General features: G+C 70.9%; 16 protein-coding genes. 7 read left to right on the forward strand and 9 right to left on the reverse strand.

The features are described from left to right. Positions 1–540 precede the first annotated feature (540 nt). On the forward strand, positions 541–3,261 hold the full coding sequence (locus VNJ48_RS18135; protein ID WP_325604679.1) for an FG-GAP-like repeat-containing protein: 2,721 nt from the start codon (positions 541–543) through the stop codon (positions 3,259–3,261). A gap of 13 nt (positions 3,262–3,274) precedes the next feature. Here the strand turns inward: VNJ48_RS18135 and VNJ48_RS18140 are convergent, their stop codons facing one another. Further along, entirely contained in the window at positions 3,275–3,988 is a 714-nt protein-coding gene (locus tag VNJ48_RS18140; protein ID WP_325604681.1) for a TIGR03089 family protein, read from the reverse strand. Between the two features lie 58 nt (positions 3,989–4,046). Between VNJ48_RS18140 and VNJ48_RS18145 the strand changes: the two genes are divergently transcribed. Beyond that, positions 4,047–5,195 (forward strand): mannose-1-phosphate guanylyltransferase, encoded by a 1,149-nt coding sequence (locus tag VNJ48_RS18145; RefSeq protein WP_325604683.1) that lies wholly within the window; start codon positions 4,047–4,049, stop codon positions 5,193–5,195. A gap of 18 nt (positions 5,196–5,213) precedes the next feature. Here the strand turns inward: VNJ48_RS18145 and VNJ48_RS18150 are convergent, their stop codons facing one another. The 3 genes from VNJ48_RS18150 to cofD form a co-directional block, all read right to left on the reverse strand. Then, positions 5,214–5,948, reverse strand: a complete 735-nt coding sequence (locus tag VNJ48_RS18150) for a DUF3105 domain-containing protein (RefSeq protein ID WP_325604685.1) — start codon at positions 5,946–5,948, stop codon at positions 5,214–5,216. Between the two features lie 63 nt (positions 5,949–6,011). Next, positions 6,012–6,995 (reverse strand): coenzyme F420-0:L-glutamate ligase, encoded by a 984-nt coding sequence (cofE, locus tag VNJ48_RS18155; RefSeq protein WP_325604687.1) that lies wholly within the window; start codon positions 6,993–6,995, stop codon positions 6,012–6,014. Beyond that, positions 6,992–8,008 carry a 2-phospho-L-lactate transferase gene (gene cofD / locus VNJ48_RS18160; protein ID WP_325604689.1) on the reverse strand — a complete coding sequence of 339 codons (1,017 nt, stop codon included), beginning with the start codon at positions 8,006–8,008 and terminating at the stop codon, positions 6,992–6,994. The genes cofE and cofD overlap by 4 nt, the downstream gene beginning before the upstream one ends. 173 nt (positions 8,009–8,181) lie before the next feature. On the opposite strand from cofD, the gene VNJ48_RS18165 reads away from it, so the two are divergent. The 3 genes from VNJ48_RS18165 to VNJ48_RS18175 all read left to right on the forward strand — a co-directional run bounded on the left by VNJ48_RS18165 (position 8,182) and on the right by VNJ48_RS18175 (position 12,811). Beyond that, positions 8,182–8,439 carry a WhiB family transcriptional regulator gene (locus VNJ48_RS18165; RefSeq protein WP_108343836.1) on the forward strand — a complete coding sequence of 86 codons (258 nt, stop codon included), beginning with the start codon at positions 8,182–8,184 and terminating at the stop codon, positions 8,437–8,439. A gap of 117 nt (positions 8,440–8,556) precedes the next feature. Continuing rightward, positions 8,557–11,439, forward strand: a complete 2,883-nt coding sequence (locus tag VNJ48_RS18170) for a glycosyltransferase family 2 protein (RefSeq protein ID WP_325604694.1) — start codon at positions 8,557–8,559, stop codon at positions 11,437–11,439. Next, positions 11,432–12,811 carry a DUF5719 family protein gene (locus tag VNJ48_RS18175; protein ID WP_325604696.1) on the forward strand — a complete coding sequence of 460 codons (1,380 nt, stop codon included), beginning with the start codon at positions 11,432–11,434 and terminating at the stop codon, positions 12,809–12,811. The genes VNJ48_RS18170 and VNJ48_RS18175 overlap by 8 nt, the downstream gene beginning before the upstream one ends. 8 nt (positions 12,812–12,819) lie before the next feature. Here VNJ48_RS18175 and VNJ48_RS18180 read toward each other — a convergent pair whose 3' ends face one another. Next, entirely contained in the window at positions 12,820–13,245 is a 426-nt protein-coding gene (locus tag VNJ48_RS18180; RefSeq protein WP_325604698.1) for a metallopeptidase family protein, read from the reverse strand. 50 nt (positions 13,246–13,295) lie between these two features. Between VNJ48_RS18180 and VNJ48_RS18185 the strand changes: the two genes are divergently transcribed. Further along, positions 13,296–13,652 carry a DUF3499 domain-containing protein gene (locus VNJ48_RS18185; protein WP_325604701.1) on the forward strand — a complete coding sequence of 119 codons (357 nt, stop codon included), beginning with the start codon at positions 13,296–13,298 and terminating at the stop codon, positions 13,650–13,652. A gap of 6 nt (positions 13,653–13,658) precedes the next feature. Beyond that, positions 13,659–13,937 carry a superinfection immunity protein gene (locus VNJ48_RS18190; protein WP_325604703.1) on the forward strand — a complete coding sequence of 93 codons (279 nt, stop codon included), beginning with the start codon at positions 13,659–13,661 and terminating at the stop codon, positions 13,935–13,937. 32 nt (positions 13,938–13,969) lie between these two features. Here the strand turns inward: VNJ48_RS18190 and VNJ48_RS18195 are convergent, their stop codons facing one another. The 4 genes from VNJ48_RS18195 to VNJ48_RS18210 are packed head-to-tail and all read right to left on the reverse strand — an operon-like array spanning position 13,970 to position 15,796. Beyond that, positions 13,970–14,131, reverse strand: a complete 162-nt coding sequence (locus VNJ48_RS18195) for a hypothetical protein (protein ID WP_325604705.1) — start codon at positions 14,129–14,131, stop codon at positions 13,970–13,972. Between the two features lie 42 nt (positions 14,132–14,173). After that, entirely contained in the window at positions 14,174–14,437 is a 264-nt protein-coding gene (locus VNJ48_RS18200; protein WP_325604706.1) for an NUDIX domain-containing protein, read from the reverse strand. Positions 14,438–14,449: 12 nt separating this feature from the next. Beyond that, complete coding sequence (locus tag VNJ48_RS18205) at positions 14,450–14,959, reverse strand: SigE family RNA polymerase sigma factor (protein ID WP_325604708.1); 510 nt, start codon at positions 14,957–14,959, stop codon at positions 14,450–14,452. Next, complete coding sequence (locus VNJ48_RS18210) at positions 14,960–15,796, reverse strand: hypothetical protein (RefSeq protein ID WP_325604710.1); 837 nt, start codon at positions 15,794–15,796, stop codon at positions 14,960–14,962. Between the last annotated feature and the right edge of the window lie 728 nt (positions 15,797–16,524).

Raw genomic sequence — 16,524 nt, forward strand, 5'->3', positions numbered from 1 at the left:
CAGACCAATCAGCGGCATGCGTGATCGGCGCACCCCCACACACCAGATCGAAGAACTCCTCCTGCATCTCGAACGAGATCCACTTCGGCATCACAACGCTCCTCAGTCAGCGTTGCTTAGACCGATGGACTCCGCCCGGTAGGTAAGTGCAGGAGTCCCCGGTTAAGCGGGGACTCCTGCGAGTGCTCGAAGACCCGCAACGATCGCGGGGCGGGTCCAGAACCGATCGCGCTGGCCGTGCTTGGGTCGAGCAACTGGCGGGGGACGACACCAGGTACGCCGACAGGGGTGTCGGGCGCCGCCAGTTCGTGCTGGACCGCCGCGTGGGCCTCCGCCCGGGCTCCCGTCAAGCACTCCGGAATGGATCCGGCGGCAGGAAGTCGGGGGTAAGGTGCTCAGAAACTTGACATTTCCCGAAGTCATCGGCGTGGCGACTGGAAATTACAACGTTGTAGTTACTCACGTTCCCTAGTAAACGCGTGTGACTGATGTGACTCTTGCTACTCGTGTGACCTTCCCCGCGCACTGGAGTAGCCACTTATGCGTCCTGTTCAAGCCCGATTCGTCACCGTCTGCCAGCAGCTGCTGGCTCTCGGTGTGGTCCTGGCCGTCATCACCCCCGCCGCCAGCGTCCTGTCCCTCGACATCGTGGGTGGACCCTCGCGCCCGGGCGGCGCCCCGGCGCCGCTGACCGGTGCGTTGAGCTCGGCCACCGTGCCCACCTCGACGGTCGAGCCCGAGGTCACCGAGGTCCCCCTCACCAGCCTCGCCGGGAGCTCTCGCGCCCTCGTCGGCTCGACGGTCCAGCGCCAGTCCCTCTCAGCCACGCAGGTCACCAGCCGCCCGCAGGCCGTCACCGGGTACGGCGCGGTCGGGGTCACGTGGGCCAGCGGAACCGAGGTCGCCGAGGACGGAATCACGGTCCAGGTGCGGACCCTGTCGGGGCAGGAGTGGAGCGAGTGGAGCGCGATCGAGTATCACGACGACCACAGTCCCGACGCTGACAGCCCGGAGGCGCTGAACGACCGCCCCGGCACCGAGCCCCTCATCATCGGCGACGTGGACTCCGTCCAGGTCAAGGCCGTCGTCGACGGAGGGAGCACCGCCGTGCTGCCCAGCGACCTCACGCTGGCCGTGATCGCGCCGGGTACCGCCGAGGAGTCCGAGAAGCAGGCCCCGGCCGAGGGTCCGTCGCCGGAGGAGGAGTTCGAGGAGCGCAGCGAGGGCGCGATCTCCCTGCGATCAGCCTCGACGACGCCGGCGATGCCGACCATCTACTCGCGCGCCCAGTGGGGAGCCAACGAGTCGCTCCGCAACAAGTCGGCGCTGCGCTACGGCACGGTCAGCGCGGGCTTCGTGCACCACACCGTCAACGCCAACGACTACACCGAGGCCCAGGTGCCCGGCATCCTCCGCAGCATCTACGCCTACCACGTCCAGTCCCGCGGCTGGAGCGACATCGGCTACAACTTCCTGGTCGACCGGTTCGGTCGCATCTGGGAGGGGCGCTACGGCGGCGTCGACAAGAACGTCGTCGGTGCCCACACGCTGGGCTACAACGAGCACTCGTTCGCGATGTCGGCCATCGGCAACTTCGACGTCGTCGACGCGCCTGACGTGATGCTCCGCTCCTACGGAGCGCTCTTCGCCTGGAAGCTCTCGATCAACGGCGTCTCGCCCGCCTCCATGTCACAGCAGGTCGGCCGGAAGACCTTCCCGGCCATCAGCGGCCACCGCGACGCCGGGTCGACCGCGTGCCCGGGTCGCTACCTCTACGCCAAGCTGGCCACCATCCGGTCCTACGCCTCCGCCGCGGCCCCGGCCCCGGCCCCGGCGCCGCCGCCCGCCCCGGTGCCGGAGACTCCGCTCGAGATCACCGACCCCGCGCCGCAGTCCAACCTGGTCGGCGCGGCCTACCCGGACCTCGTCGTCCGGCGGGCCAGCGACGGCCGTGGCCTGATCCTGCCCACCGGTGGACTGACGTCCTTCAGCAAGGCCACCGAGGTGTCCAGCAAGGGCTGGAGCAACCGCCCCGAGGTGCTGATCACTCCTGACGTGACGGGTGACGGCGTGCTCGACCTCGTCTCCACGAGCGAGCAGGGCGTGCTCCGGATCCGGCCCGGCAAGGGCAACGGCAGGTTCAAGGCGACGTCCAAGGTCATCACTGCCACCGAGGACCACACCCTGATGACCGCGGTCGGCGACGTCGACAAGGACGGACGCAACGACCTCGTCGCCCGGCACAAGGGCCGCATGGTGGCCCTGCTGGGCACGCCCAAGGGCGGCTTCAAGCGCAAAGAGCTGGCGAAGGGCATGGGCAGCTACACCCAGTTCATCGGCGTCGGCGACCAGACCGCTGACGGATCGCCCGACGTCCTCGCCCGCGACGGCAAGGGACGCATGTTCCTGTTCGCGGGCAAGGGGTCCGGCGCCTTCGGGGGCCGCACGACCGTGCCGGGGTCGTGGTCGTCGTACAACCGCGTCACCGGTGGCGCAGACTTCAACGGTGACGGCCGGGGCGACCTGGTGGCACGCACTGCCAAGGGCAAGATCTTCATCCACGTCTCCCACGGGGACGGGTCCTTCTCGCAGGCGATCGGTCCCGCCGCCAACGTGCGAGCCCTGCGCTCGCTGACCTCGGCCGGCAACCTTGTCGGCGACGCTGCTCCCGACCTGATCGGCGTCAAGGGCAACAGCCTGGTCGTGGTGCCCCACAAGGGCACCTTCGACCTCGGGGCACCGATCGACACCGGGATGTCCTTCGCGGGGGCCAACGCGATCATCAGCGCCGGCGACTGGGATCGCGACGGCGCCGGGGACGTCATCACCCGCGGCAGCGACGGTTTCCTCCGGCTCTACCGTGGGGACAACACGGGACTGCTGACGGGGCCGATCGACCTGGGTGGCGGGTTCGGCGAGGTCACCGGGCTGATGGCGGCCGGCGACGTGACCGGTGACGGATTCCCGGACCTGCTCGGCATGTCGGGCGGCGCACTCGCAGTGTGGCCGGGCACCGGGAGCGGGATCTCGCCCGGGCGGATGGTGGCTGCGCGCACGATCGCACGCACCGGCCTGCCCGCGGACCTGTCGCCCTTCGACTGGGTGATCCCGGTCAGCGACATCAAGGGGTCGGGGACCGGCGACTACCTGGTCCGTCAGCCCAGCACGGGCTATCTCTACGTCTACACCGGGACGCGGTCGGGTGTTGCGCCGCCACGGTGGCTCGGCGAGGGACTGGGGGCCTACGACCTGGCCGGCTGAGGCCCAGCGGCACTCAGAGTCGGTGCGTGGCGCGTTCGGCGTCGTACGTCGACTGCGACTGCTCGGCCGCGAGGTGCCGCACAAGAACCAGCGATCCGCCCTTTGCGAGCGGCTCGGTGAGGGTGACGATCCCCGGTGGGGAAGCCGGGTTCGTCGCCGAGAAGAGACGGCCGCCGTCGGTGAGGACACTCCCGGCGGCGGCCGCCTGCATCATCTCCGCCTGCGTCAGCCGCGTCCCGGGAGCCGCCACGGCCACGTCCGTCCCCGCCGGTGCGTCCCAGGCGGTGAAGGCGTCGGGCTGGGTCCACACCTCGATGCCGACGTCGTGCACTCCTGGTGGGACGGGCTCGGCGAACCGCACGCCGAGCGGGCGCAGGCTGCAGGCAAAGACCGGTAGCTCGTCAGCGCGCTCGCTCCACGCAGCCAGGGTGTCCGGACCGCACACGACCGCGTCTGCGTCGTCGTCGGTCACCACCAGTCCGATCGTCCAGGCGGCGCCCAGGAAGACCGGCCCGAGCCAGTGGGTCGGCAGGTCGAGGCGGAGCCTCATGCCGCGCTCGAGCTCGCCCTCCTCGACGAGCAGGCCGGCGGCCTTCGCCACCCAGTTGGCGTAGGTCGTGAGCGACAGCTCGACCCGTTCGCCGGTCGCATGGTCGTAGAAGGTGATGAACGGGCGGGACGCGTCGCTGCGCAGCTGTCGGGCCAGCTCGGCCGGGAAGGTCGTCACGGCCCCGAGCCTAGGGTTGCGGCCCGGCGGGTCTCGGCGGTGGCCTACTGTCGCGCCCATGAGCGAGCCCACGAGTGAGCCCAAGAATGAGCCCAAGAATGAGCCCAAGAATGAGCACAGCGCCGACCAGTTCCCTCACGAGCTCGACCACTTCTGGGCGGTGATCCCCGCAGGTGGGGCGGGCACGCGGCTGTGGCCGCTGTCGCGACAGACCTCACCGAAGTTCCTGCACGACCTCACCGGCACCGGGCGGACCCTGATCCAGGCGACGTACGACCGTCTGGTCCCGCTGGTCGCCGACCGGATGATCGTCGTCACCGGACGGGCGCACCAGGACGCCGTCGTCGCGCAGCTCGGCGCCCTCGGTCCCGACGCCGTCGTCGCGGAGCCGTCGGCCCGCGACTCGATGGCCGCCATCGGCCTCGCTGCTGCGCTCATCGAGCGGCGCGACCCCGACGCAGTGATGGGCTCCTTCGCGGCCGACCACGCCATCTCGGCCGACGAAGCCTTCCGGGCCGCGACGGCCACGGCGGTCGAGGCGGCACGAGCGGGTTGGTTGGTGACGATCGGGATCGAACCGACGCACCCGGCGACCGGCTTCGGCTACATCAGCGTCGGCGACGCGCTGGGCGACGTGCCCGGCGCCTTCGCCGTGCGTGAGTTCGTGGAGAAGCCCTCCGCCTCCGTGGCCGCGTCCTACGTGTCGGCGGGCTACCGCTGGAACGCTGGCATGTTCGTCGTACGCCCGGGGGTGCTCCTCGACCTCCTCGCCGAGCAGGACCCGGAGTTCGCTGCCGCCCTGCGCGGCATCGCCGCCGATCCGTCGACCCTGGGCGAGGCCTGGCCGAGCCTGCCCAAGGTCGCGGTGGACCACGCAGTGGCAGAGCCGGCCGCAGCCGCCGGTCGCGTTGCGGTGGTGCCGGGCGCCTTCGGCTGGGACGACATCGGTGACTTCGCCTCCCTCGAGGCCCTGCTCAGGACGGGGGACGGGATGACCGTCCTCGGCAATGCCGGGCTCGTGCGCGCGATCGACTCGTCGGGCGTCGTCGTGCCCGCCAGTGGCAGGTTCGTGGCCGTCGTGGGGCTCGACGACGTCGTCGTGGTGGACACCGGCGACGCCATCCTGGTCACCACCCTGGCGCGGGCGCAGGACGTGAAATCGATCGTGGCCGCCCTCAAGGAGGACGGCCACGACCACCTCGTCTGAGGTGGGAACAGATCGGGCTCAGCCGGCCCCGGGCTCGGGGGAGTCGAGGTAGGGATACTTCTTCATGAAGTCCTCCAGGGCTTCACCACTGGGTGCCGAGCAGTACTGGAAGACACCGGCCTGCTTGTCCTCAGCGGTCTCGCCGACGCCACCGACCGACCAGTGGGTCAGGGCCACGTGCTGGCCGCCGGGGAAGGGCTCGCCGTCCTCGGAGGTCCAGGGGGCGGCGATGAACTTGTCGCGGAAGTTCTCGGTGCCCTCGAGCTTGTCGGCGATGCCACGCAGGTCGTCCATCATCGCGTCGCTGTCGGCGACGGTCTTGTCGTACCAGAGGACCGTGTAGCCGTGCTCGAGGTTGTGCACGAGCGTGCCCACGTCGGGACGGTCCGAGGTGTAGAGCTTGCGCTCCATCAACGCGGGCACGTCGAAGTGCTGGCCGAACGCCGGCGGGGAGTCCTCGTAGGCGATGGGAGTGCCGAGGGGGACGTGGTCCTGGACGCCGGAGGCCTTCTTGGTCGTGATCTCCCCGCACTCGTCGGCGGCAGCGCCGATCTCGTCAAGGGACTTGGAGGAGAAGGCGCGCAGGTCGTACCAGTCCTTGATCGGCTGGTAGGCGGCCGCGCCGACGATCAGGAGGGCGATGGTGACGCAGACCCCGACGATCGCGAAGCCTCGCCGTTTCTCGGTGCCCTTCTGCTTGTTGCGGATGGAGTCGATGACCGCCTGGCGGTCGGTCCGTTCCTTCTTGGCCACAGCTGCTGAGTCTCTCGAAGTCGGTGGGCTCGCCCAGTGAACAGGCGGGGTCGGGGGCAGAGTCTACGGAGTGCCCGCTGAGACCTGCGCCACGACTCCCATTTCGTCCTCGTCCCAGCGCTCGAGGCGCCAGCCGTGGGCGAAGCAGACGGCAGCGATGACGGTCCGCTCTGGTCGCCCGCTGATCTCCAGGGCGTAGGCCGCCTGGCCCGCTGCGTCCCGGGCGCCGGCACCGATCCGTCCGGTGGCGTGCACGCGACCGACGGCCGCCACGAGCTCGCTCACGTCGGCGGGCGCACCGAAGGGCGGGCGGTCCGCCTCGTGCCCGGCCAGGGCCCGGAGCACGGCTTCGCGTGCGCCGTACCCGAAGAGATCGGAGCTCTCGGGGCGGATGAGCGAGATCGCCCCCGCTCCGTCGTCATCGATCGGCAGCACGAGGTCACCGCGGCCACGGACCAGGGCGACCGGTCGGCCACTCAGCTTGCCCTGCACGAGGTCGGCGGCCCCGGCGATCTCGTCAGCCACGGCCGGCAGCGTGACGACGAGGTCGTTGCCGTGGGCGTCGACCCGCCCGGCGTAGTCCTCGGCGACGCGGAGGCCGGCGGCCCCGACGGCGATGTCGGTCTGGCCGTCGCGCCACGCCCGTCCGGCGGTGTCGGTGACGACCACACCGACCCGGGCGCCGGTGAGGTCGTGCAGCCGGGCACGCAGGGCTCGCGCGCTGGCGTCCGGGTCGAGTGGCAGCAGCACGATGGAGCCAGGCTCCACGTTCGACGCGTCGATCCCGGCGGCGGCCATCGTCAGCCCGAGACGGGTGCGCACGATCGTGGTGGGGCCGCGACGCGCGACGACGCGTCGGGTCTCCTCGGCCAGGGCGTCCTCGCGGTCGCCGGAGCGGACCCGGCCCTCGGCCTTGCTGACGACCTTGCTCGTGACGACCACGATGTCGCCGTCAGTCAGCGTCATCGCGTCGGCGATGAGCGAGGCGAGGTCGGAGTCGGGAGTGATCTCGGGCAGGCCGTCAGGGGCGGTGACGACGAGCCTCACGCCGGCCGGACCAGGTCGATCGCGGCCGCCGCCATCGCTGCCGTGGCGTCGTGGTCGGTCATCATCAGCGGCACTGCGGCGCAGGTGATCCCCGCGGCCTCGACCGCGGCGACGTGGTCGCTGTCGGACTCGTCGACCAGCCAGCCGTCGAGCACCCCACCGGCGGTGCGCGAGCCGTAGTGGAGCGCAACGGCAGCCGCCGTCACGTCCACGCCGATCGCGTCGAGCATCTGCTTGGCCATCCCGTGGACGTGGGTGTCGGCGACGATGGGGGAGAGGCCGACCACCGGGGCGGGCGCGGAGATGAGTGCCTCGCGAAGACCCGGCACCCCCAGGATCGTGCCGACGGAGACGACGGGGTTGGACGGCGGCAGGATGACGAGGTCGGCGTCGACGATCGCGTCGAGCACCCCGGGCGCCGGCGTCGACTGCTCCAGACCCACGAAGACGAGCGCCTCAGCCGGGACTGCGGCTCGCAGGCGCACCCAGTACTCCTGGAAGTGGATGACGCGCCTGCCGCTCGGTGCGTCGGCATCGGCGATGGCGACATGCGTCTCCACCCGGTCGTCGGTCATGGGCAGCAGCCGCACTCCGCCCCAGGACTCGGCCGAGCGCCAGCGTCGGCACAACGCCGTGGTGACCTCGGAGAGCGGGTAGCCCGACTCGAGCATCTGCGTGCGGACCAGGTGGGTCGCGATGTCGCGGTCGCCCAGGCCGAACCAGGTCGGCTCGACGCCGTACAGCTCGAGCTCGGTCTTCGCGCTCCAGGTCTCCTCGCGACGTCCCCACCCGCGTCCGGTGTCGATCCCGTCTCCGAGGGTGTACATCACCGTGTCGAGGTCGGGGCAGACCTTGAGCCCGTGGATCCACAGGTCGTCGGCCGTGTTGGCGATCACGGTGACCTCCGCGTCGGGCGGGACACCTGGCAGCGAGCCGCGGGCGATCCCGTGAAGGAGCCCCTGGATGAACCTGGCTCCGCCCACGCCGCCGGACAGGACCGTGATCTTCTGCATGCGGACAGCCTGCCCTAACCCCCCGTACACCCTTCGTCGCTGTCCGTGGTGCGAAGGGGCCATATCAGATCCGGGCTTGACTTCCGCGTAGGACAGGCATGTAATTCCAACAGTGTTGTTCACACCGCGCAGCACTCGCAGCATCACATCACCGGGTCGAAAGGGCGAAAGCCATGAGAGCAGAACTTTTTCTCCTTGAGCCGGACGCTGAGGACATGGGCTGGCAGGATCGCGCTCTCTGCGCGCAGACCGACCCCGAGGCCTTCTTTCCGGAGAAGGGCGGATCGACCCGTGAGGCGAAGAAGGTCTGCCTGACGTGCGAGGTCCGCAACGACTGTCTCGAGTCCGCGCTGAGCAACGACGAGCGCTTCGGCATCTGGGGCGGCCTGTCGGAGCGGGAGCGCCGCAAGCTGAAGAAGCGGGCCGTCTGAGCCGCACCACCACACGTACCACCAGCACGCAGTCACGTCCCGGGTCGCCTGCGACCCGGGACGACTGCATTTCGGCTCCATTTCAGGGCCTGGCAGGTGCATGGCTAGGGTGCTGCGGTGACCGTCACCGCCCTGCTCGTCAGCCATGACGGGGCGCGGTGGCTGCCTGCGGTCCTCGCAGGAGTGGCTGCCCAACACCGGCGCGTCGATGCCTTCGTCGCCGTGGACACCGGCAGCAGCGACGCGAGTGCCGACCTCGTCGCCCGGGCGTGGGGCGAGGACACCGTCCACGTGGTCGACAGCTCCACGACCTATCCCCAGGCTGTTCGCACAGCGCTCGCGACCCTGCCCCCGAGGGCCTCGGACGACGAGTGGATCTGGCTCCTGCACGACGACGCCAACCCCGACCCGGACGCGTTGCTGGCGCTGACCCTGGCCATCGAGGAATACCCGGATGCCGACATCTTCGGCCCCAAGCTGCGTGAGTGGCCCTCGCTGCGCAGGCTGCTGGAGGTCGGGCTGACCATCAGCGGCACCGGTCACCGGGAGACGGGTCTCGAGCGCGGCGAGTACGACCAGGGCCAGCACGACGAGGCCCGGGAGGTGCTCGCCGTCAACACCGCCGGGATGCTCGTACGCCGCCGGGTGCTCGAGGAACTCGGCGGGTTCGACGACGAGCTGCCGATCTTCGGCAACGACATCGACTTCGGCTGGCGCGCCGCCGAGGCCGGTCACCAGACGATGGTGATCCCGCAGGCGGTCGTCTTCCACGCGGAGGCCGCGCACCGGGGGGCCCGGCGCACACCGCTGACGGGCACCCACACCCACTACCAGGAGCGGCGGGCGGCCCTTTTCACGCTGCTGGCCAATGCGCCGACGCGCAGGCTGCCGTGGCAGGTCGTCCGGCTGTTCTTCGGGTCGACGCTGCGCGTGCTCGGGTTCCTCGTCGTGCGCTCGGTCGGCGAGGCGTTCGACGAGCTCGGGGCGGTCGTCTCCGTCTACTCCCGGCCCGGTCATCTGCGCGCCGCCCGCAAGGCTCGCGCCGAGCGACGTGTGGGCCAGCCGGCCGAGGTCGGCAGGCTGCTGGCTCCCGCCTGGGTGCCCTACCGCCACGGCCTCGACTTCGTGACCGACCTGACCGCGGCCGCCACCAACCAGGCCGCGGACGTCGCCGAGCGGCGGCGCGCAGCGAAGCTGGCCGCGGCCGAGCCGGCCAAGCAGGAGCGCGGACCGCGATCGAGCAGCGACGAGGAGGAGGACTTCCTCCAGGACTCCGGGTTCGTCGCGCGGTTCGTGACGAGCCCGGTCGCGATGGCGCTGACCATCTTCGGCCTCCTCGCGATCATCGCGGCCCGGTCCGCGTTCGGCTCGATCACCGGTGGGGCGCTGTCACCGGTGCCCGGTGAGGTAGCGGACTGGTGGCGTCTGCACGCCGAGGGCAGGCATCCGCTGGGCACCGGCACCGAGGTCCCCGCACCCGCCTACGTCCTGCCCTTCGCTCTCGTCGGTACGCTCCTGGGCGGCAGCACCGGAGCCGTGATCTCCGCCCTGATGCTACTGGCCGTCCCCTTCGGGGCGTGGGGTGCGTGGCGCCTGTTGAAGGTCGTCGCCCACCTCGTGGACACCCGCGACCTGCCCCGCGGAGTGCACGTGTGGGGGGCCGTCACCTACGGGCTGGTCCCGGCCACCTCCGGCGCCTGGGGCGAGGGCCGCTTCGGCACCGTGGCCGTGGCCGCCCTCCTGCCGTGGGCTGCCCGTGCCGCCCTGGGCTTCGCCGACCCGGAGGCCGACGGCCGGTGGCGCGCGGCATGGCGCACTGCGTTGCTGGTCGCGCTGGGCGCGGCCTTCGTGCCCGGACTGTGGCTGTTCGCCCTGTTCGCGGCCGCCATCGTGTTCGGGGCAGCCGTCTTCGTGGCACCGCGGTTGCTCAAGGACCGATCCGTGTGGGCTCCGCCGGTGGTGAGCCTGCTCGCCGTCCCCGTCCTCCTCGCACCGTGGTTGATCCCCCTCGTCACCACCGGCTCCGCACCGGGGCTGCTCCTGGAAGCCGGGCGGCTCCCGGGTGACGAGGTCGACTTCGTCGGGTTGATCACCGGACGGCTCGGCGACGTGGGTGCGCCGTGGTGGATCGGCGCGCTGCTCGCCGTACTCGCCGTGCTGGCGTTGGCCCCCCGATCGACCCGTGTGCCGGTCACCATCTGCTGGCTGGTCGCCCTCGCTGCCGCCGTGGTGGCTGCCGGCCTGGCCTGGGTGACGCTGTCGCTGCCCGCGGCTGTGACGCGTCCGAGCCTGGGCCTCTTCGTGGTGATCCTGCAGGGGGTGGCAGTCACCGCCTCGGTGCTCGGCGCAGCGGCCTACGCTCGCCGGCTCCAGGCGGGTTCCGCCCACCCGGTGTGGCAGCGCGCCGCGGCCGCCCTGCTCGCTGTCACCGCCGCCGTCGTGCCGCTCAGTGGCCTGGTCTGGTGGCTGGCCGACCGGGATGACGCTCTCACCCGCACGGAGCAGGCGGTCGTCCCCGCCTACATGGAGCAGAGCTCCCAGCTCGGCGACGAGCACGGCGTGCTGGTGGTGCGTGGCTCGATCGACCGCGGCATCGACTACGGCATCCGTCGCGGCGACGGCATCACGCTCGGCGAGGACGAGATCCTTTCCTTGTCCGACGTCGACGGGGACTTCGATGCCTCGGTGCGCGCCCTCGTCTCGTCGCCGACGTCGACCGTCGTGAAGGCGCTGGGGGATGCGGGGATCGAATACGTCGTGCTCCCGTCCCCGGCGGACGGCACCATCGCGGCGGCCCTGGACGCGACCGCCGGCCTCGACCAGGCCAGCGCCGAGGACCGCTCGACCCGCGCCTGGCGGGTGGACCGCCCGTTGGCGGCCGACGACGTCGAGAGTCGCACCAGCGCCTTCCGGTCCGCCCTGCTGATCGTCCAGGCCCTGGCCATCCTGGCCGCGCTCGTGCTGGCCGCGCCCACGCTCAGGAAGGGCCGCGATGACTGAGCCGACCACCGTGGCGTCCGGACGCCGTTCGGGCAGCGTCCGGAATGCCCGCTTCGGGCCCCTCGATGTGCTCGCCGTGCTGCTGCCCGTCCTGACGGTGGCGGCGCTCGCGCTGGTGCGGCCCGTCGACGATCCTTCGGAGCTGCTCCCGCCCACGGCGGCGCCCCTGTCGCGCACCACGCTGGTGTGCCCCAGCGCCGTGCCCCGCACCGGCACCCTGGCCCTCGCCAACGCGGATGGGGTCCGAGGCGAGCTCGCGATCCGGCCCCCCGCCGACGACACCCTGGTCATCGACGGCACGGCTCGGACCGGGCTGAAGGCGTCCTACGTCGCCCAGGCCGAGGGCGAGCTCGCGTCCGGTCTTGTCGGCACGCGGTACGGCGAGGGCGCGGCCACCGCCTGCGGGGCGCCGCAGCCCCAGCAGTGGTTCACCGGCGTCGGTGCCGCTCCGGAGCACTTCTCGACCCTCGAGCTGGTCAACCCCGACGGCGGGCCGGCGGTGGCTGACGTCACGGTGCTCGGTCCGGACGGCCCGCTGGAGGTCCCGGCCCTCCGGGGCGTCACGGTGCCGGGAGGGCGGACCCTGCGGTTCGACCTGTCCGAGGTCGTGCCGTCGCGCGACGAGCTCGCACTGCAGGTGCTGGTGTCGCGGGGCCGGCTCGGGGTCCACGTCGTCGACCAGGTGGACGAGGTCGGTCGCGGTGTCCGCACCCGGGACTGGCTACCCGCCCAGGGCGAGCCCGACACGTCGGCATACCTGCTCGGACTGGGGGGGACGTCCGGTGAGCGGACGCTCGTCGTGGCCAACCCCGGGGACAGTGAGGCGCGGGTGAGCCTCGAGGTGATCACCAAGGAGAGCCAGTTCGCTCCTGCTGACCTGGATGAGATCCGGGTGCCGCCGGGCTCCACGAAGACCGTCGACCTGACCGATCTGCTGGCCGACCGGACGACCCGAGGTGCGACGGGGCTGGTGCTCGACGCGACCACGCCGGTGACAGCCGGCCTGCGCACCGTGGCCAAGGGCGACCTGTCCCACGCGGTGGCCGGCGGACGGATCGTTGAGCGGGCAGCTCTTTCCATGCCGCGTGGGCCTTCGCGCCTGGTGCTCGGCGGGGCCGACGGTGTCGGGGTGGCGACCTACGTGGTGAGCGACGAGGACGGCCTCGAGATCGCTCGGGAACGCGTCGAGCTCGTCCCCGGTGTCAGCATCCGCATCAAGCTTCCCGCCGCGGGAGCGCTGCTCGACCTGGGCGTCGAGCGCTCGAGCGTCATCGCCGCGGTCGAGGTCGGCCCGCCCGGCCTGGCGGTCCTTCCGCTCTCCGAGCTGGTCGTCGACGCTCGGGTGCCCGATGTGCGCCCTGCCCTCCGTTAGGAGTCGTGCTAGTCGGCATACCTCGGATCGATCTCCTCAGGCGGCAGCCCCAGGAGCTCTGCGACCTGCTCGACCACCACGGTCAGGACGAGCGCGTCGAGCTCGGCGCGAGACTCGCAGCGGTGCTCGATCGGTCGCCGGAACAGCACCAGCCTGCTCGGATCACCGCCCGTGCCCCGGATCAGCGACGACAGCGGGACCGTCTCCTGGCCCCAGTCGTCGGGGAGCAGGGGGGTGTCCTCGACGGCATACTCGACCAGCCCGAGCTCCCGCTGCCAGCGCGCGTCGACCTCGGTGACCGTGTCGAGCACGAGGCGGTCGAAGCGCTCGCGACGGCTGGGCCGCTCGGGGGTGCCCGGGTCGCGCGGCACGATGCCGGGCCCGCGCATGCCGCGCCCGCGGCGGTCACGGGTCGACCGCTTGGACTGGTTCACGACCGCGAGCCTAAACCGAGGGTGGAGTCCTCACGGGTAGCGTCTGGCGCGTGAGTCTCCGTCGCTGTTCGCGCACCGCCTGCGGGCGCAGCGCCATGAACACGCTGACCTACGTCTACGCCGACCAGACCGCTGTGCTCGGGCCGCTTGCGACGTACGCCGAACCGCACGCCTACGACCTGTGCGACATCCACAGCGAGCGGCTCTCCGCCCCGCGTGGCTGGGAGGTCCTGCGGCTGGCCTCGGACAAGTCGTCCCGCGGTCCGAGCTCGGACGACCTGCTCGCCCTGGCCGACGCCGTCCGCGAGGCTGGCAGGCCCCCGGAGCGACCAGCGCCCATCCACTCGGCCGACGACCCGCAACGTGGCGAGAAGCGCGGTCACCTCCGGGTGCTCACCTCGGACTGAGGCACCATGAGCCAGATGGACGCCGACCAGATGGACACCGAGCTGCGATACGACTCCATGGCCGTGCTCGTGTCGATGGTCGTGGCGGTGTTCACCTGGGGCTACATGGCTCCGTGGCTGGTGGCGACCGCCCGGGGCAACCCCGACCACTGGCGGGTCTTCCTGCTCAACCTGTTCCTCGGCTGGACCGTCATCGGCTGGGTCTGGTCACTGGTTGTCGCGATGCGGCCGCCCCGACCGCCCCGCGTCGTCAAGACCAACGGGGTCGTGACCGAGCTCCGCTGAGGCGCCAGCGGCTGGCGTGAGCTGCGGCCCTCTCACTCAGTGATGTCGATCGGGATCGCCGGGACCCCGTTGTCGAGCAGGATGGAGAGAAGGTCCCCGAGGTGAGGGGGATAGACCGTGTCCGTCGTCGTGGCGAGGTCTTCGATCGTCCACCAACGGAAGTCCTTGATGGTCCTGCTCTCGTAGTCGCTCAACGCCGTGGGTGTCGGGTCGAAGTGCTCGACGCGGTGGAGCAGTCACTCCTCGCTGACGTCCACCTCACGCCCGTCATACCGATAGGTGTGGTCCCGCGTCCACACGGGAGCACCCGGCGCCAACCCGACGAGACCGGTCTCCTCAGCGGCCTCCCGAGCAGCCGCCTGCTGGGTCGTTTCGCCCGGCTCGATGCCGCCACCGACGGGGTACCAGCACTCCTCGCCGCTTCGCGGGTCGCTCGAGTGGATGAGCAGGAGGCGGTCCTGCTCGTCGAGGAGCAGGAGCTTGACGGTCAGTCTCGGCACCGCGGCATGCTGTCAGACCGCATGCTGCTCGCCGAGCGCCAGCTGCAGGGCGGCCAGCCCTCTCGAGCTGTGGCTCTTCACGGTCCCCTCATTGATGCCGAGCTCGGTGGCGGTCTCGCGGACCGACAGGCCGAGCCAGTGGCGCAACACGACGACCTTGCGCTGCTGCTCGGGCAGTGCCTGGAGCGCGGTGATGAGGGCGTCGTGCTCCTCGAGCGGCATACCCAGCCTGTGGGCCACGTCCCGGTCGGCGACGAGCGCCACCGTGGGCACGCGCCGCTCTCGGTGCCGGTGCGCATCGATGCTGGCCCGCACCAAGATCTTGCGCACATAGGCATCGGGGTCGTGGTTGTCGCGGAGTCGTGGCCAGGCCAGGTAGAGCTTGGTCAGGGCCTCCTGGACGAGGTCGTCGGCCCGGTGCCAGTCGCCGCACAGGGCGTACGCCACCCGGCGCAGCCAGTCCTGGCGAGCGACCACGTAGTCGCTGAAGGCGGCCTCGTGCTGCCTCGCGTGGCGCGCCACTCAGATCGCCGACCGCAGGTTGGCGATGGCGGACTCGAGGGTCGGAATGCCGTGCACGCCGGGGCTCGTGAACGACGACTCGCAGTTCCCGGCGCCGAGGACGGCGAAGTAGGTCTCGTCCTTGTAGCGCACCTCCACTGCTGCCGTCTCGTGCTTGGTGCACCAATCCTCGATGTCCGGCTCCTCGATCACGCGCACGATCGTGACGCCCGGCACGGTGTAGAGCTCGCCGTGGTCGTAGCCGACGAGCGGCAGGTCCGCGCCGAGGCCGCGTCCGCCGCGGTGGAGGGCGACCGGCAGGCCCAGGAACGGACTGACCTCGTCCTGGGCGAACTGCTCCAGCGATCGCCCGTCGGGCTGGTCAGCGCCGCTGCTGCTGATGATGCCGCCGTTCTGGAGGACGAGCAGCACGAAGCGCCGCTCACCCTCCCGGGTCACGTCGAGAGCCACGGACTGGCGGCCCGGCACCGCCGGGTCGAGGGTGTCCGTCACTGAAACCCCTCTGCGGAGGGTGATGTTGCCCTGCTCGTCCATTCTCGCCCACTCGTCTTCCGCCCAGCCGTCGTCCGACGTGGCCACGGTGGTGGCGCGGGTCGGCGTCGGCGCGGGCGCTGCCACCGCCGGAGCTGCAGGTTCAGTCGCGCGATCCTGACCAGTGGCGAGGGTGGCGAGGGTGGCGACGCCGGCGACGACGGTCGCCGCTGCGGCTAGCGAACCGACTGCTCGTCGGGCCGTACGCCGACGTACGGCACGTCGTCCGAGCTCGAGCCGCGTCCCCAGCGGCACGTGCGACGGGCCGCCCGACGTAGCCAAGTCGAAGCGATCCTTGAGGTCCATGACGTCTCCCCGTTCGTTGCTGACTGATGCTGTCACGGATGAATACGCCTGCGAGGTGGATCGGTTGTCACCCCTTTGCGGGCAGTCATTTGGTTTCCGCGAACTTCTCGGAAGAACTTTCCCCAGGCACGACCACTCGACGCACAAAGCCCGGCCCACCGAGACGCCGACGTCACGAGCGATCGGCCCGACCAGTAGCGGTATCGCCCCAAACCCTGCAGACCAACAGGCTGCGTGGCCACAGTGACGTCTTGTTCGCGAACAAGGTCGCGCCGATCGACAAGCGGGGCGTTTCCGCCCACCTCGCAACGAGGGCTCAGAGCCGATCACTCGGGGTCAGAGCAAGTGTGCCGGCGACATACCCCGCACCGTCACAGGACTTGCCGTTCGGGTAGGACCGCGTGAGTCGTGCGTCTCGTTGGGCTGCCGCGATCACCGTCCCGTTGGCGTTGGACAGCTCGACCGTAACGATGACTGACCCTGGCTCGAACCGGCGACCCAGGTCACCGAATGTGACGTTGATTTCTCGACCTACGGCTCCCCCGGGTACGGCATCGAGTGGCTGGGTCGCAGACCCGCAGCCGTCTGCGGCGCAAACTTCAACGGACACACTCCCCGTCGCAACGAAGAGGGCACGCGGGATCTGCACGGCTAGGCCGTCGAATCCACCGACGTCGGAGCAGCCACTGCCAGCACAGCCCTGCAGCCCGAGGGCCGATAGGGCGAGG

Origin of the sequence: Nocardioides sp., assembly GCF_035576065.1 — a bacterium.
In the GTDB taxonomy this organism is placed as follows: Bacteria; Actinomycetota; Actinomycetes; order Propionibacteriales; family Nocardioidaceae; genus Nocardioides.

Bases quoted from the DNA above. Each gene is read 5' to 3' on its own strand.
- VNJ48_RS18135 (WP_325604679.1), top strand. From the start codon at position 541: ATGCGTCCTGTTCAAGCCCGATTCGTCACCGTCTGCCAGCAGCTGCTG.
- VNJ48_RS18145 (WP_325604683.1), top strand. From the start codon at position 4,047: ATGAGCGAGCCCACGAGTGAGCCCAAGAATGAGCCCAAGAATGAGCCC.
- cofD (WP_325604689.1), bottom strand. From the start codon at position 8,008: ATGCAGAAGATCACGGTCCTGTCCGGCGGCGTGGGCGGAGCCAGGTTC.
- VNJ48_RS18165 (WP_108343836.1), top strand. From the start codon at position 8,182: ATGAGAGCAGAACTTTTTCTCCTTGAGCCGGACGCTGAGGACATGGGC.
- VNJ48_RS18175 (WP_325604696.1), top strand. From the start codon at position 11,432: ATGACTGAGCCGACCACCGTGGCGTCCGGACGCCGTTCGGGCAGCGTC.
- VNJ48_RS18190 (WP_325604703.1), top strand. From the start codon at position 13,659: ATGAGCCAGATGGACGCCGACCAGATGGACACCGAGCTGCGATACGAC.
- VNJ48_RS18210 (WP_325604710.1), bottom strand. From the start codon at position 15,796: ATGGACCTCAAGGATCGCTTCGACTTGGCTACGTCGGGCGGCCCGTCG.